Annotated in this window: 17 protein-coding genes; 8 read left to right on the top strand and 9 right to left on the bottom strand. The window is 58.7% G+C overall.

All coding sequences use genetic code 11. From position 1 onward, the window contains the following. Position 1 precedes the first annotated feature (1 nt). Both DT594_RS00510 and DT594_RS00505 read right to left on the bottom strand, forming a co-directional pair. The gene (locus DT594_RS00510) at positions 2–469 is read right to left on the bottom strand and encodes a TlpA family protein disulfide reductase (RefSeq protein ID WP_149330901.1); all 468 of its coding nucleotides are present in this window, start codon (positions 467–469) and stop codon (positions 2–4) included. Beyond that, positions 466–1,809: a YihY family inner membrane protein gene (locus DT594_RS00505; RefSeq protein WP_149330900.1), complete on the bottom strand. Its 1,344-nt coding sequence runs from the start codon at positions 1,807–1,809 to the stop codon at positions 466–468. Before DT594_RS00505 ends, DT594_RS00510 begins: the two co-directional genes overlap by 4 nt. 94 nt (positions 1,810–1,903) lie before the next feature. Between DT594_RS00505 and arsC the strand changes: the two genes are divergently transcribed. Genes arsC through DT594_RS00490 form a run of 3 tightly spaced genes read left to right on the top strand, consistent with a single transcriptional unit; the run spans position 1,904 to position 3,274 of the window. After that, a complete protein-coding gene (gene arsC / locus DT594_RS00500) occupies positions 1,904–2,257 on the top strand; it encodes an arsenate reductase (glutaredoxin) (protein WP_096346249.1) in 354 nt (117 codons plus the stop codon). Then, complete coding sequence (gene wrbA / locus DT594_RS00495; RefSeq protein ID WP_149330899.1) at positions 2,254–2,877, top strand: NAD(P)H:quinone oxidoreductase; 624 nt, start codon at positions 2,254–2,256, stop codon at positions 2,875–2,877. The genes arsC and wrbA overlap by 4 nt, the downstream gene beginning before the upstream one ends. Beyond that, a complete protein-coding gene (locus tag DT594_RS00490; RefSeq protein WP_096346251.1) occupies positions 2,864–3,274 on the top strand; it encodes a DUF2069 domain-containing protein in 411 nt (136 codons plus the stop codon). The genes wrbA and DT594_RS00490 overlap by 14 nt, the downstream gene beginning before the upstream one ends. A gap of 5 nt (positions 3,275–3,279) precedes the next feature. Here DT594_RS00490 and hda read toward each other — a convergent pair whose 3' ends face one another. Further along, complete coding sequence (gene hda / locus DT594_RS00485) at positions 3,280–3,993, bottom strand: DnaA regulatory inactivator Hda (RefSeq protein ID WP_149330898.1); 714 nt, start codon at positions 3,991–3,993, stop codon at positions 3,280–3,282. Positions 3,994–4,090: 97 nt separating this feature from the next. Then, complete coding sequence (locus tag DT594_RS00480; protein WP_149330897.1) at positions 4,091–5,272, bottom strand: DUF2066 domain-containing protein; 1,182 nt, start codon at positions 5,270–5,272, stop codon at positions 4,091–4,093. Positions 5,273–5,506: 234 nt separating this feature from the next. On the opposite strand from DT594_RS00480, the gene purM reads away from it, so the two are divergent. The 3 genes from purM to DT594_RS00465 are packed head-to-tail and all read left to right on the top strand — an operon-like array spanning position 5,507 to position 8,022. Continuing rightward, positions 5,507–6,574, top strand: a complete 1,068-nt coding sequence (gene purM / locus DT594_RS00475) for a phosphoribosylformylglycinamidine cyclo-ligase (protein ID WP_149330896.1) — start codon at positions 5,507–5,509, stop codon at positions 6,572–6,574. A gap of 4 nt (positions 6,575–6,578) precedes the next feature. Beyond that, positions 6,579–7,271: a phosphoribosylglycinamide formyltransferase gene (gene purN, locus DT594_RS00470; RefSeq protein ID WP_149330895.1), complete on the top strand. Its 693-nt coding sequence runs from the start codon at positions 6,579–6,581 to the stop codon at positions 7,269–7,271. Beyond that, complete coding sequence (locus tag DT594_RS00465; RefSeq protein WP_149330894.1) at positions 7,264–8,022, top strand: DUF3108 domain-containing protein; 759 nt, start codon at positions 7,264–7,266, stop codon at positions 8,020–8,022. The genes purN and DT594_RS00465 overlap by 8 nt, the downstream gene beginning before the upstream one ends. A 77-nt stretch (positions 8,023–8,099) precedes the next feature. On the opposite strand, the gene DT594_RS00460 is transcribed toward DT594_RS00465, so the two are convergent. Continuing rightward, on the bottom strand, positions 8,100–9,323 hold the full coding sequence (locus tag DT594_RS00460; RefSeq protein ID WP_149330893.1) for a 3-hydroxyacyl-CoA dehydrogenase: 1,224 nt from the start codon (positions 9,321–9,323) through the stop codon (positions 8,100–8,102). 250 nt (positions 9,324–9,573) lie between these two features. Further along, the gene (locus DT594_RS00455; protein WP_149330892.1) at positions 9,574–10,083 is read right to left on the bottom strand and encodes a hypothetical protein; all 510 of its coding nucleotides are present in this window, start codon (positions 10,081–10,083) and stop codon (positions 9,574–9,576) included. A gap of 146 nt (positions 10,084–10,229) precedes the next feature. On the opposite strand from DT594_RS00455, the gene DT594_RS00450 reads away from it, so the two are divergent. Continuing rightward, entirely contained in the window at positions 10,230–10,814 is a 585-nt protein-coding gene (locus tag DT594_RS00450) for a uracil-DNA glycosylase family protein (RefSeq protein ID WP_149330891.1), read from the top strand. A 16-nt stretch (positions 10,815–10,830) separates the two neighbouring features. Here DT594_RS00450 and DT594_RS00445 read toward each other — a convergent pair whose 3' ends face one another. Continuing rightward, the gene (locus tag DT594_RS00445) at positions 10,831–11,721 is read right to left on the bottom strand and encodes a bile acid:sodium symporter family protein (RefSeq protein ID WP_149330890.1); all 891 of its coding nucleotides are present in this window, start codon (positions 11,719–11,721) and stop codon (positions 10,831–10,833) included. A 168-nt stretch (positions 11,722–11,889) separates the two neighbouring features. Between DT594_RS00445 and DT594_RS00440 the strand changes: the two genes are divergently transcribed. Next, entirely contained in the window at positions 11,890–12,828 is a 939-nt protein-coding gene (locus DT594_RS00440; RefSeq protein ID WP_149330889.1) for a LysR family transcriptional regulator, read from the top strand. Here the strand turns inward: DT594_RS00440 and DT594_RS00435 are convergent. Together DT594_RS00435 and DT594_RS00430 are read right to left on the bottom strand one after the other, a co-directional pair. Then, on the bottom strand, positions 12,825–13,139 hold the full coding sequence (locus DT594_RS00435) for an antibiotic biosynthesis monooxygenase family protein (RefSeq protein ID WP_149330888.1): 315 nt from the start codon (positions 13,137–13,139) through the stop codon (positions 12,825–12,827). The genes DT594_RS00440 and DT594_RS00435 overlap by 4 nt on opposite strands. 81 nt (positions 13,140–13,220) lie before the next feature. Then, positions 13,221–14,282 carry an SDR family oxidoreductase gene (locus DT594_RS00430; protein WP_149330887.1) on the bottom strand — a complete coding sequence of 354 codons (1,062 nt, stop codon included), beginning with the start codon at positions 14,280–14,282 and terminating at the stop codon, positions 13,221–13,223. Positions 14,283–14,329 lie beyond the last annotated feature (47 nt).

Raw genomic sequence — 14,329 nt, 5'->3', positions numbered from 1 at the left:
GCTACTGAATCAGGGCCAATAGCCCTGCCTCGTCCTGCGGCCCTTGCAGCGTATGCGCCAGCTCGCCCGCAGGGTTGATGATGTAGGTGGTGGGCAGAACCTGGGGCAGCGGCAACGCGTATGCTGCGGCGAAATCATGCCCCAGTACCGGGAAGCGAATATCCATACGCTCGCTTAGCTCCAGCAATTCGGCGCCCTCGTAGGCGTCGAAGTGAATGCCTACCACTTGAATATCCTCGGCCACCTTGTTCAGCGCATTCAGCTCGGGCAGCTCATCACGGCACGGGGCGCACCATTCGGCCCAGTAGTTCACGACCAGCCAGCGTCCCTCAAGATCCGCAGCCGAATAAGCATTGCCATCCTGATCGCTCCAGCGCTCTCCACCACAGGCAGCCAAAACCATACAGCCGATCAATACCAACGGCATACGCCAGTGTCTTATGTGCGAACCAACATGCGAGAAGATCATGCTTTCAACTGCTCCTGCTCCGGATTGCTTGATGCTTGCGTATCAGCCAGTGGAGTGCCGGGCTCCGAGCTGTCAGCCAGCGGATTACTGGGCGGTAGCGTGATAGCCGGCACTCCGGCATCCGGCCCCAACCAACTCTTGACGCTGCCCTGTAGAGCCAGCTTGCGCTGTTCTTCCAGGCGACCCAACGCCTGCAAAAAAGGTGGATACCAAGCCCCATCGCCTTCGACCCGATCCGGCAATTTCTCCACTGCCGGTAGCGGCTCAGGCAAGCGCGAGAGCAAGTCAGCCATGTCCAGCTCGCCGAGGTCGCGGCTGAGCACATAGCCGCCCTGTTGCGCGCGGGTGATGATCTGTTCACCTTCGAGGAACTCGGTCAGTTGCAGCCACAACTCTTCGTGGATGACCCAGCCAGCGGCATTCATCCGCCCCAGGTCAACTACCTGGCCCTTCTGCTGGGCCTGAATCAATACACGCAGCAGCGCCATCAGTGTTACCAGTCGCGGCAACAGAGGCCGCTGCCAGGCGGAACTGCTATCCAGATTGGCCACCAACTCGGCGCCAAAAAGGATGATCAGCCAACTGATATAGACCCAGATCAAAAACAGCGGAAAGGCGGCGAACGCGCCGTAGATCAGCTGGTAACCGGGAAAGAGTGCAACATAGAGAGCAAAGCTGGCCTTGGCGCCTTCAAACAACAGCGCAACCAACACACCGCCGACCAAACCATGGCGGAAAGGTACACGTGTATTGGGTACCGCGACAAACACCAGGGTAAAGGCCGCTACGCTTAGCAGTATTGGCACCCAGCCCAGCGCCCAGCGATACGCCGAACCTATTGCCGCATCACCAGAAAGAAAATTCAGTGACGCGAGATAGGTGCTGACCACAAAACCGGCGCCCAGCAACAAAGGCCCGAGACTGAGTACCGCCCAATACAGCAGGAAGCTGGATATGCCCCTGCGGCGCTGCCGGATGCGCCAGATGGCATTGAAGGCGCGTTCAATATTCACCAGCATCATGAACGCGGTGATGATCAGCAGGGCGATGCCCACGCCAGTCAACTGCCGCGCCTGATCGGAAAAATCCCGCAGGTATTCGCGCAGCGTATCACCCGTCGCTGGCACGAAATTATTGAAAATGAAATCCTCTATCTGCCCGCCCACCTGGCTGAAGGCCGGTATCGCAGCGAGCATCGCATAGGTCACCGTCATGACCGGCACGACGGCAAACAGCGTGGTGTAGGTTAGTGCCGCAGCATTCTTGGCACAGTTGTCTTCGCCGAATCGTCTGAACAGATAACGGAAAAAATGCAGTAACAGGTTGAGTCGGCGCGGCATCCAAGTTCCCTGACAGCCAGATGGATTAAGGCTTAGAATAAACCCCATACTCGGCATAAGCCACCCGCTTACCCTATCTGCAACGGAGAGTCACATGTCCGCGGTGCGAATCTACCACAACCCACGCTGCTCCAAATCCCGCCAGGCACTGGCCCTGCTCGAAGAGCAAGGTGAGGCCTTCGAAGTCATCAACTACATCGAAAACCCAATGGATAACGCCACCATCAGCGACCTGTTGGTCAATCTGGGGCTCAGCGCGCGCGAACTGATGCGCAAAGGCGAAGACACCTACAAGGAACTCAATCTCGGTAATGAGGAGCTCAGCGAAGCGCAGTTGGTACAAGCCCTGGCCGACTACCCCAGACTTATCGAACGCCCGATCGTGATCAAGGACAACCGCGCCATCATCGCCCGGCCGCCAGAGAAGTTGCTGGAGCTGTTTTCATGAGTAATGCGGAACGCTATGTTTTGGTCCTGTACTACAGCCGTCATGGTGCCACTGCCAAGATGGCCCGCCTGATTGCCGAAGGCATAGAAAAAACCGGCATGCCTGCAAGGCTGCGCACTGTCCCCAGTGTGTCAGCTGACACCCAGGCCAGCCAACCCGCAGTACCTGAGCAAGGTGCGGTGTATTGCAGCGAAGACGACCTGCGCAACTGCAGCGCACTGGTACTGGGCAGCCCGACGCGGTTTGGCAACATGGCCGCGCCGCTGAAGTACTTTATCGACGGTACCAGCAGCCTGTGGCTGGCCGGCAGCCTGGCAAACAAACCCGCTGCCGTGTTCACCTCTACCGCCAGCCTGCATGGCGGCCAGGAAAGCACGCTGCTGTCCATGCAACTACCGCTCATGCATCACGGCATGCTCTTGGCCGGCCTGCCCTATACCAATCCTGAGCTGACCGAAACCCGCGGCGGAGGCACGCCCTATGGCGCCAGCCATCATGCCGGCGCAGATGGCGCGCGCGGACTGGACAAACACGAAGCCGCGTTATGCCGCGCGCTGGGCGAAAGAGTCGCCCTGCTGACTCAGCAACTGCACGCCGGAGCCGCCCATGTCCCGAGCTGACAAGCCACTGCCCAGCATCGACTATCTGAATCCACGCGTGCGCCTGTGCCGCGTGGTCTCGCTGATCGGGTATCTGGGTTTAATTGGCACATTGCTGATCTACAACGCATTGATTGCCGACCTGCACGGTGCCAACCCCTGGATCATCATTGGCACACTGACCGTGCCGCTGTTGATCTTTATGCCGGGGATGCTCAAAGGCAATATCCGTACGCATGCCTGGCTGTGCTTCGCTGTGAACCTGTATTTTATCTACGGCGTACTGACCTGTTTTCAACCCGAGCGCATGCTCTACGGCTCGCTGTTAACCGGTTTCAGCACGCTGTTTTTTATTCCGGCGATGGGTTACGTGCGCTGGGGCTTTCAAGCCCAGCGGGTAAATAACGGCGAGAGCTGAAGGCCTTACCAGCCCATAACCCGCTTGACGAAAGGAATCGTCAGACGATGCTGGGCCTGGAGAGACGCCTGATCGAGCTGTTCCAGCACCTGGAACAACTCGCCCATACCGCGGGCCCCGCGATTGAGCAGGTAACGCGCCACATCTTCACCAAGCTGCAACCCGCGTAATTCGGCGCGTAACATCAACATGCGCTGCTTATCTTCATCGCTTAACGGGTGCAGCTGAAACACTAGCCCCCAGCCCAGGCGCGAAGCCAGATCCGGCAAACTGAAAGCCATGGCTCTGGGTGCAGCAGACGCCGCCATCAGCAGCCGGCTGCCCTGCTCACGCAGGCGATTGTATAAATGAAACAGCGCCTCCTCCCAGTCCGCATGCCCCACCAGCACATCCAGCTGATCCAGGCACAGCAGATCAAACTGCTCCATGCCCTCAAGTACATCCGGACCGAGATCCTGTACCTCGGCTAGCGGCAGATACATGGCCAGTCCGTCGGCTTCCGCCATGCGGTGACAGGCGGCCTGCAGCAGATGTGAACGGCCGCTCTGCGCTGGCCCCCACAGATACAGGCATGTATCGGGTAAAGTCGGCTGGGCACTGGAAAGCGCTTCCACGGCACTGGCCGCGGCCGCATTCGGGCCGGCGTAGAAGTTGGTGAACGTAGCTTCGTCATTGAGCTTGATGCTCAGTGGCAGCTGCATGGGTTGACCTATCGGCATCAGGCTCTCGCGTCCTCGCAAATGACGCCACAGGTAATTGAGGGCCAAAGCGCATCAACCCACATTTCAGACTTCCACATGCTCAGGCTCACAGCCCTCAGCGCCAACGGTAATACAGGGTATTCGCCGCAGGCTCAGGGGTTGGGGCCGGGGGCGGCACCAGCTCAGGCTCGGGGCTCGCGGAGCCGCCGGATCCGTCTACTTGCGTCTCGGTGCCAGCCCCCTCACCCACTGTCTCGCCTTCCACTGCAGGATCAGAGACCGCTGGGCTAACTGGCATAGCAGGGGCAGGCTCGGGTGCCGGGGCTTGGGTCTTGATCAGCCGCTGATCAAGCGCCAGCAACCGCTGCAACTGCGCTTCGCTGCCTGGGAAATCGAATTTCAAACGCACCTGGCTACCGTTGATAGCCTGTAATTGCGGCATTACCTGGCTGCCCAACTGCTGCAATATGCGCTGCAAGCTGGCAAATGCGTCCAGCCCCTTCACGTCATCGACAACGATAATCCAGCTACCCAGTTCTCCCGCTGACGCGGACGAAACGGCATATTGGGAAAATACCTGGTTCGCTACCCGCAGCATCAACTCATCTGCGGCCTGTTCAGGGGTCTCGGCACTAATACTCCCCTTACCCGCCTCGTCATCCAGCCACATATTCCAGTCCAACTTCCAACCAGCGCTCTCCTGGATAATATGCACGGCCAATGCTGCGCTGGCTTCATAACGCTCGGTCGCTTTGACCAGGGTAGCTTTGTCAGCCTCAACTATCGTCTCTTCGCTGACCTCCGCCCGATCCTGCAAATCGATAAGCGGAAAGCTCAGTGCCACTGCGCGATGCTGGGCTGCTGCACTCAAGACCTCAGCCCACTCGCCACCCGGATTCAAAAACTCGCTACCCAGTGCGCGTTCTTCCACAGCCCAGAGCATAACCCCTGGCCGAGTCGGCCCTAACATCGGTTGCCGAGCCGCGCTCATCAGTTCACGCAACTGCGCCGGCTCGAACTCCACATCGACTCCGCCGTCGTCGGTCGAGCCCATACGCCGCATCATCGTGCTCGGATCTGCCAGCGCTTTGTCGAAACGGTCAGGCTTGCTCAACGCCTCAGATCCGCCCAAGCGCGTCAGCATGACCTCCAACGCCTGGCGCATGACTTCATCCCGTGGCTGATCCTCCGCTACCGGTAATTGCACCTGGTAGAAGCTCTGCACGACCGCAGCCTGCAAGGTAACGGGGGCCAGTGTCAGCGCCAACAACAGCAAGATTTTTCGCATTGAGTACATGAATGGTTCCGCTTGGACATGTCAACGGCAACCCGGACGGATGGCTGGCGTGAACAGAGATAAAGCGCATACATTAAACAACCGTCGCGGTGGCGGCAACCAAGCCTGCGAGGCATCGCAGATCGATCGTCCAACCGGCATGGTTCTTGGCCCTGCATATTGTTAAACTAATGCGCTTTATCGCAGCGGCTTGCATTGGCTGGCTGTTATTCCTTTCATCACCGAGATTCGCGCATGAGCAGCCAAACGCCACCCAAGCCTTCCATCAGCTACAAGGACGCCGGAGTTGACATCGACGCCGGCAATGCCCTGATCGACCGGATCAAGCACGTCGCCAAACGTACCAGCCGGCCCGAAGTAATGGGTGGCCTGGGTGGTTTTGGCGCCCTGTGCGAAATTCCTGAAGGCTACAAGCAGCCGGTGCTGGTCTCCGGCACCGACGGCGTCGGCACCAAGCTGCGTCTGGCGATGGACCTGGGCAAGCATGACAGTATCGGTATCGACCTGGTCGCCATGTGCGTCAACGACCTGGTGGTATGTGGCGCCGAACCGCTGTTCTTCCTCGACTACTATGCTACCGGCAAGTTGGACATCGATGTCGCAGCGCAAGTCGTCAGCGGCATTGGCGCCGGTTGTGAGCTCGCAGGTTGCGCCCTGGTAGGCGGCGAAACGGCAGAAATGCCCGGTATGTATGAAGGCGGAGACTACGACCTGGCCGGCTTCTGCGTCGGTGTGGTGGAAAAAGCCGAGATTATTGACGGCAGCCGCGTGCAGGCTGGCGACGTACTACTGGCCCTGCCCTCCTCCGGCCCGCACTCCAACGGCTACTCGCTGGTGCGCAAGATCATCGAAGTCAGTGGCATGGACATCAACACCACCATGCTCGACGGCAAATCACTCAGCGAACTGCTGATGGCGCCCACGCGTATCTACGTGAAAGCACTGCTGCAGCTGATCAAGGAAACCGGGGCGGTCAAGGCCATGGCTCACATCACCGGCGGTGGCCTGTTGGAAAACATCCCCCGCGTACTGCCGGCCGATGCCTGCGCACATGTTGACCTGAACAGCTGGCAGCGCCCCGCCGTGTTCAACTGGTTGCAGGAACAGGGCAATGTGGATGAAACGGAAATGCACCGCGTGCTTAATTGCGGCGTCGGCATGGTGATCTGTGTCGCCGAAGAGCAGGCCGCCAACGCCATCAGCGTGCTGGAAAAAGCCGGCGAAGCGCCCTGGATCATCGGGCATATAGCCCAAGGCACTGAAGGCGGCGAAGCGGTCGTTCTCAACCGCAAGGGTAACTGAGCCGGTGCCGGGCACACAGCAGACCTGCCGTATTGTTGTACTGATCTCTGGCTCCGGCACCAACCTGCAAGCCTTGATCGATGAACTGGCAGGCAAGACCACGTCCGGTCAGATTGTCGCCGCCATATCCAACCGCCCTGATGTGGGCGGATTGGAGCGCGCGGCCCGGGCAGGCATCGCTACTGCGGTGGTCAACCATCAGGACTTTTCTGATCGCGACAGCTTCGATGCCGCGCTGATAGCGTGCATCGACAGCTACCAACCTGACCTGGTTGTGCTCGCCGGATTCATGCGCATTCTCACACCCGCCTTTGTTACGCATTTTCACGGCCGGCTGTTGAACATTCATCCCTCGTTGTTGCCCAAGCACAAGGGTTTGCACACCCACCAGCGGGCGCTGGAAGCAGGCGACAGCGAACATGGCACCACCGTGCACTTCGTTACAGCAGAATTGGACGGCGGGCCGGTAGTCATTCAGGCCAGTATTCCGGTATTGTCTGAGGACACCGTTGCCAGTCTGGCAGCGCGCGTACAGCAAGAGGAACATCTTATATACCCGTTGGCGATGAACTGGTTCATCCAGGGTCGCCTGCGGTTGGTAGACAACCAAGCCTGTCTGGACGGAGAACCTATTCCTGCTGGCGGGCTAAGGTTGGATGATTTCGAGACCGACATGCGAGTACAACCAGATGCCTGAAAGCACGTCTTATCCCCGCCGCACCAGCCGCTGGCTGGCGGCCCTTGCCCTGACTCTGGGCGCCAGCAGTCTGATGGCTGCCGAACTGATCCCCTTCTCTGCCAGCTACGCCGCTGATATGAAAAGTATCCCGGTAAATGGCGAAGCCAACCACTCACTGGTCAGCAATGAAGACGGCACCTGGACGCTGAACTTCAACGCCGGCATGTTTGTGGCACGTCTGACCGAGCAAAGCACGCTAAGGCTTGAGGAAGATCGGGTTATCCCTCTGACCTATAAATACGAACGCCGCGGGCTCGGGCGTGGCCGCGAGACCACGCAAACCTTTGACTGGACCAATGAACAAGTCACTGGCGTGCACAAGGAAGATCCCTTCAGCCTGCCAACCGAACCAGGCCTGCTGGATAAAACCACCTACCAGCTGGCGCTACAGCGCGATCTGATGGCCGGCAAGACCGACATGTATTACCGCGTAGTGGATGGTGACAGCATTGATGATTACCACTTCCGCGTCACCGGCAACAAGCGAGTCACCACCCGGGTAGGCCAGTTCGATGCCGTGGAAGTAGATCGCGTACGCGAGCCCGACTCCAAGCGCCAGACCACCCTGTGGTTCGCCAAGGATTTCAACTATCTGCTGGTGCGCCTGATGCAGACTGAAACCGATGGCCAGGAATACCGCATCATGCTCAAGGAAGCCACGCTCAACGGTGAGCCGGTAGTAGGCACTCCAGTTGGTGGCGGCGAGTAAAGCCGGCGTCTGACCTTCCGGCATAAAAAAACCGCATTCAAACTGCCTTGAATGCGGTTTTTTATTAGCAGGCTGAATCAGCCCTTGGTGAAACGCTCACCTGCTTCAGCACGCTTGACCAGACCAGCTGCCGGCTTCCAGAACTCACCCTGGCTGGCTTCCAGCTCACGGATCTGCTCCAGCACCACGTCCAGTCCGAGGCTATCAGCGTAGCTCATCGGGCCACCGCGCTCTGCAGGGAAGCCGTAGCCGTACAGGTAAACGCGATCGATATCCTCGGCAGACTCGGCAAAGCCTTCATCCAGAATACGCGCGCCTTCGTTGACCAGCGCCAGAATGCAACGGCGTACGATTTCTTCGGCCCCGACATCACGCTGGGTGTAACCGGCTTCTTCAGCTACTTCACGGGCCAGCATATCGGTTTCGGGGTCATGAATGGCCTGACGGCTGCCAGGCTCGTACTTGTAGAAACCGTGGCCATTCTTCTGGCCAAAGCGCTCCATTTCGCACAGCTTGTTGTCCAGCCATACAATCGGCTCACCACGGCCAATACCGGCCAGTTGGCGTGAACGCCAGCCCAGATCGATGCCGACCACGTCATACATGCGGTATGGGCCCATCGCCATACCGAAGCCCTGCAGCGCCTGGTCTACTTCCCAGGGTGTAGAACCTTCCAGCACCACTTCGCGCGATTGGCGCGAGTACTTCTCGAGCATGCGGTTGCCGATAAAGCCATGGCAGTTACCGGCCAGAACGGCCTGCTTGCCAATCTTCTTGCCTACCGCCAGACACGCATCCATCACGTCCTGCGCCGTCGCCTTGCCACGTACCACTTCCAGCAGCTTCATGATGTGCGCCGGGCTGAAGAAGTGCAGGCCCAGAACCTGAGTCGGACGGCCCGTGGCCGAGGCGATCTCGTCGATATCCAGGTAAGAAGTATTGGTCGCCAGGATCGAGGAGGCTTTGACCGCTTTATCCAGCTCGGCAAAGATCTTCTTCTTCAGATCCATGTTTTCGTAAACAGCTTCAACCACCAGATCCATATCCTGAAGATCGGCATAATCCTGAGTGGTAGTGATGCGGCCCAAACGCGCCTGTGCTTCAGCGTCGTCAAAACGTTCCTGCGCGACCGAGCGCTTGTAGACGCTGGCGATATCAACCAGGCCCTTTTCCAGCATCTCGCCGTTCACATCCAGCCAGGTCACCGGGTAGCCGGCGTTGACGAAATTCATCACGATGCCACGGCCCATGGTGCCCGCACCAATGACGCCGACCTTCTTGATACTTTCAAATGAAGCCATTGCAGCCTACCTCCAGATCAATTGACATAATCCGACTCCGGCCACAGCAATACTAGGCCGGGAATCGTAAAACCAGAAGTTGAAAAAACAGGAGCGTACATTACGCAAAATCACCGCAGATTTGAAACGAATAACCTAGATAGGCTGTATTCACGGCATGAATAAATACCCGCATGACACCTGCGTCGGCAGAGCGGGAATTACGCCTACCAGTCCGAGTGGACCAGCAAGCGTGGCCCTGCGCGAGTTACTACCTGTTACGCTGGCGGCTCTCGGCACGTTCGGTGATATCTGCCGGATCCTCTGAGTCCAACTCATCCTGTACGCCGGGCAACGGCCGTAGCGGTTCCTCCGGATCGCCATCCCAGGGCTGTCCATCCAGGGGATGCACCCGCCCTTCCTCAGCTTCATCCAACCCCCCTCCGGCACCAATATCGCCAGCGCCGACCACATCCAGCTCACGGTCAGCCGCGCCGCCACTCCCCGGTTCCAAGGGGCCTCGTGCGCCATCTTCATGTATCAGTGTTTCCGGCGTCAGATCATCATCGGTAGGGCCCTGACCAGGCTGGGAAGCACCGGTCAACCCAGCGTCGTCGATCTCATCGGCCGCTTCATTCAGACGCCTTCCCGGATCGCCATTGATCGGCCCTGCGGGGCCACGCTCCTTCTCTCGTTCGTCATCCGACCATATTTGCGCAGGTACCGAATCCCGACGGCCATCTGCATCAACCTCTGGCTGGAAATTGTCATCTTTGCTCATGTGCCTGTCCTCCTGATCGGGTAGCCTTTATGCTTTACCCATAATCAGTTGACGGCCAGGCTCATGGAAAATTCCCCCCGCAAACTTTTACGCAGCGTCCGCTTTCGCAGAGCGATTGCTGTGTGCGCGACAGCGACCTTCTGGCTATGAACGCCTTCACAACACTGATCTCTCAGGTGAAAGCCTGCACCCTCTGCGAGAACCATCTGCCTCTTGGCGCCCGTCCGGTAGTACAAGCCCACCCGTCAGCGCGCATATTGATTGCCGGACAAGCGCCTGGGCGCAAGGTACATGAGAGCGGGATCCCTTTTAGCGACGCCAGCGGCGAGCGGCTCCGCGAGTGGATGGGTGTTACTCCAGAGATATTTTATGATGAGCGTTGTATTGCCATTCTGCCGATGGGGTTCTGCTATCCGGGTACCGGAAGTTCAGGTGACCTGCCGCCACGCCCTGAATGCGCACCTACGTGGCGGCAGCCACTGATGGCCGCACTGCCGAATATCCAGCTGACGCTTGCGCTGGGGCAATATGCGCAGGCTTTTCACTTCGATGGCAAGCGCTTGCCGGTCACCGACCGCGTAGCAGATTGGCAAAGCCACTGGCCCAACCTGTTGGCTCTGCCACACCCCAGCCCACGCAATAATATCTGGCTACGCCGGCACCCGTGGTTCGAGGAACAGGTAATACCCTTACTACGCCAGCGCGTGGCCGAGGTGCTCGCACAGCCATAACAAGCACAAGCAGCGCCTAGGCGCCCTGCTCGGCCGCGATGCGGTTCAGGCGCGCACTACGACGCCGCATGAGCACAACTACTGTTGCCGTCACATACATCACCAGCGAATACAGCGCCGCAGGCACCGCCAGCTCATCGTCCTGCAAAAAGCTGCTAGCGATCAGCATGGCCAGCGTGCTGTTCTGAATCCCCGTTTCCAGCATGATGGAAGTGGACTGAGCGCTATCCAGGCGCAGCAGCAATGCCGACCCCAGGCCTAGCGCCATCATGATCACGTTCAACAGAATGATCGCCACCCCGCTGTCCATCAGGCCGGTGACCACCTGATCACCTTCGCGCACCAACACACCCAGGATCAAGGCGCCGAGAAACAGCATGCCAAACAGGCTGATCTTCGGCTCCAGCCAGCGAGCCAGTTTTTCGCTGCGGGTGCGCACCCACATACCCAGTGCGATCGGCAGCAAGGTCATCAGCATCAGGCTGATCATCATCTGCGCAGCCGGCACGCGAACACTCTGGTAGCCACCACCAAACACCTGAAAGGCCAGCCCTACCAGCAACGGAATGCTGATCACGGCCAGCAGGCTACTGACCGCGGTCAGCGTGACTGACAGGGCCAGATCTCCGCGCGCCATGTAAGTCACCATATTGGATGTCACGCCACCCGGGCAGGCCGCCAGCAACACCAGCCCGATGGCCAGCGCCGGTGTAGGCATCAGCCACGCAGCCAGGGCAAACCCCACCAGCGGCAACAACAGCATCTGCCCGCCCAGACCAGCCAACGCCGGGCGCGGGAAACGAAAGATACGGGTAAAATCGCCCAGCACCAGGGTCAGGCCCATGCCAAACATGATGATAAACAGACACAGTGGGAGTACTAGCTGAGATAACAGACCGCCGGTCATGACCTATCCTTAGCGGGCCACGGCCAAGCCATGCCACCCATCATTATTGTGATATTCGGGGATTGCAGCCGCAGGTATGGATCGGTCTCTGCCTTCTAGCCTGGCGCAATCTGGGCACACTAGCGCAGCGCATCCTATGTGTATAATGATGTTTTTGCAGGTCAAACAATGAACGAAATTCATTCCAGAGGCGACCTCAATCTGTTTCGCGTGTTGCTCGCGGTGGCCGATACCGGCAGCACCATCGAGGCAGGCGTGCAGTTGAACCTCTCCCAGTCAGCCGTTTCCCACGCATTGCGCCGCCTGCGCGATATGTTGGGCGACCCACTGTTCGTCAAGAATGGCCGGCAACTGGTCATGACCGCGCACACCCGGAGCATTCTGCCGAAAGTCCGCAGTGCACTGGAGGACTTGTCCAGTGCCACTCTGCGCAATACGCCCTTTGATCCCACCCGCTCAGCCATGACCTTTCAGTGCGGGCTGCGCGATGCGCTGGAGTACCTGATCATGCCCGCACTGATGCATCGCGCCCGGCAGGAACACTGGCAGGTGCGCTTTCACAGTCAGCGGGTGTCCGGCGAAGATATAGAAGCGCGCATACTCTCCGGTGCGCTGGATATGGCGGTCAGCCTGGAATATCCAGCCGGCGAACAAATCGCCAGTCGTGAGCTGCTGCGGGAAGAACTCAGCGTGATGGTCGGCCCCTCGCATCCGGCTTACGCCAGCGGCAAGCTCAGCCTTGAGGATTACGTCAACAGCGCCCACGTACTGGTCACGCTCAACGAACGCGAACGCGGGCTGGTGGACCAGGATCTGGTTGGCTTTGGTGGCAACCAACGCCATATTGCCCTGCATTGTGAGCACTACCACGCTGCGGCGCAGGTGGTCGCCGAAACCGATCTGCTGCTGACCATGCCGCGAACCTACGCACGCAGCCTGGCGCAGCTCAATGGCAATCGTCTGCTCACCGTCCCCTTCGCGTGCCGCACCGTTCCGATACGCCTGTATTGGCGTAAATCGCTCAGCGAAGAGCCCTATATGATCTGGCTAATGAACGAGCTGGAGTCGCTGTTACGGTCCATGCAAAGCCAGGCCCATCCACTTTAACCCTGCTCCGGCAGCACAACCCATTCCGGCTCCTCGAACTCACCGAGCAGGGTAATCTCGCAATTGCGTGCATGCTTTTCCAGAATGGCCTTGACCATCTGATCGCGATTGTCGTCCTTGGCATCCCGCGCCGCCTTCGATTCCCAACTGGCAATCGCCAGCAAGGTATCCGGCTCGCCAATTTTGCGATGCAACCGTGTGCCCAGCGCACCAGGCGTGCGTTGAATGACTTCACTGGCGCGGATCCAGGCTTCGGCATATTCATCCACGGTGTAACCGGGCTTCATGCGCACTTCAAAAATGAATTTCATATTGATCTCCCTTGCTCTCTGGTTGGAACGCGCAGAGAGCAAGGGGTTTCATCCGTTCACCAGGTCAACACAGATGATCGCCTAGGGAATCAGCTTGCCCGCGCGCAGACGGTCGAACACATCAAAAAACGCCTCATCGCTCGGCTGATAATCCAGAAAGCCAAACTTTCGGCTTTTCGACATATCCGTCACCACTTCAATCGGCCGCCCCAGATCGGCGTCGGTATGCCAGGGAGAAATCAGCTTGTGGATATCTGCCTCGGCCAGGCCGAACTGTTTGGCCATGGATTGCCATACATCCGCATCACCGGCCATCTGCTGCTCCAGCGGTGCAAGCGTGCCGTCAAACTCTGCGGGCTCGATCTCGAACCATTCCGCGATGCGCGCCCACATCCATTTCCAGCGGAACACATCACCGTTGACCACGTTGAAAGCTTCGTTAGCGGCGTCAGGTGTTGTCGAGGCCCAGAGCATATGCCGGGCAAGCTGCGCCGCGTCGGTCATATCGGTCAGGCTGTTCCATTGCACCTCTGAACCTGGGAAACGAAACGGCCGACCCGTGACGCGGCACACCGACGCATAAACCGCCAATGTAGTCGCCATGTTCATCGCGTTACCCACCGCAACACCAGTGATAGTGTGCGGCCGGTGCACGCTCCAGGTGAAACCATCGCGCTCGGAGGCGGCAAACAGCTCATCTTCCTGGGCGTAATAGAAGTTAGGTACATCCAGCCGCCCCTGCTCCTCGCGGAACGGAGTCTGCGGCAGTGCGCCCTTGCCGTAGGCCTCAAATGGCCCCAGATAATGCTTAAGGCCGGTGGACAACGCCACGTGCTTAACCGACCCGGATGGACGTACTGCCTCCAGCACGTTACGGACCATTTCTGCGTTGACACGAATGTTTTCCGCTTCGGTCGCCTGGCGTGCCCAGGTAGTCAGAAAGACGTGAGTCGGCTGCATACCCTTCAATGCCGCTTTCAGCTTTTCAGGATCGAGCAAATCTGCACTGACCGCGGTAACATTCGCTTCTTCATTAGGGCGTCGAGCCAGACCCGCGACACTCCAGCCTTCATTCGCTAGCAATTGCGTCATGGCACTGCCGATGATGCCGCTTGATCCTACAACCAGCGCTTGATTTTTCATGCGCAAACCTCCAAAACAGAATAGGCAACCACCTTAACCGCTCGTAC

It is taken from the genome of Halopseudomonas laoshanensis, from assembly GCF_008365385.1.
GTDB lineage: Bacteria > Pseudomonadota > Gammaproteobacteria > Pseudomonadales > Pseudomonadaceae > Halopseudomonas > Halopseudomonas laoshanensis.
This window is presented reverse-complemented; position numbering and strand designations above follow the sequence as displayed.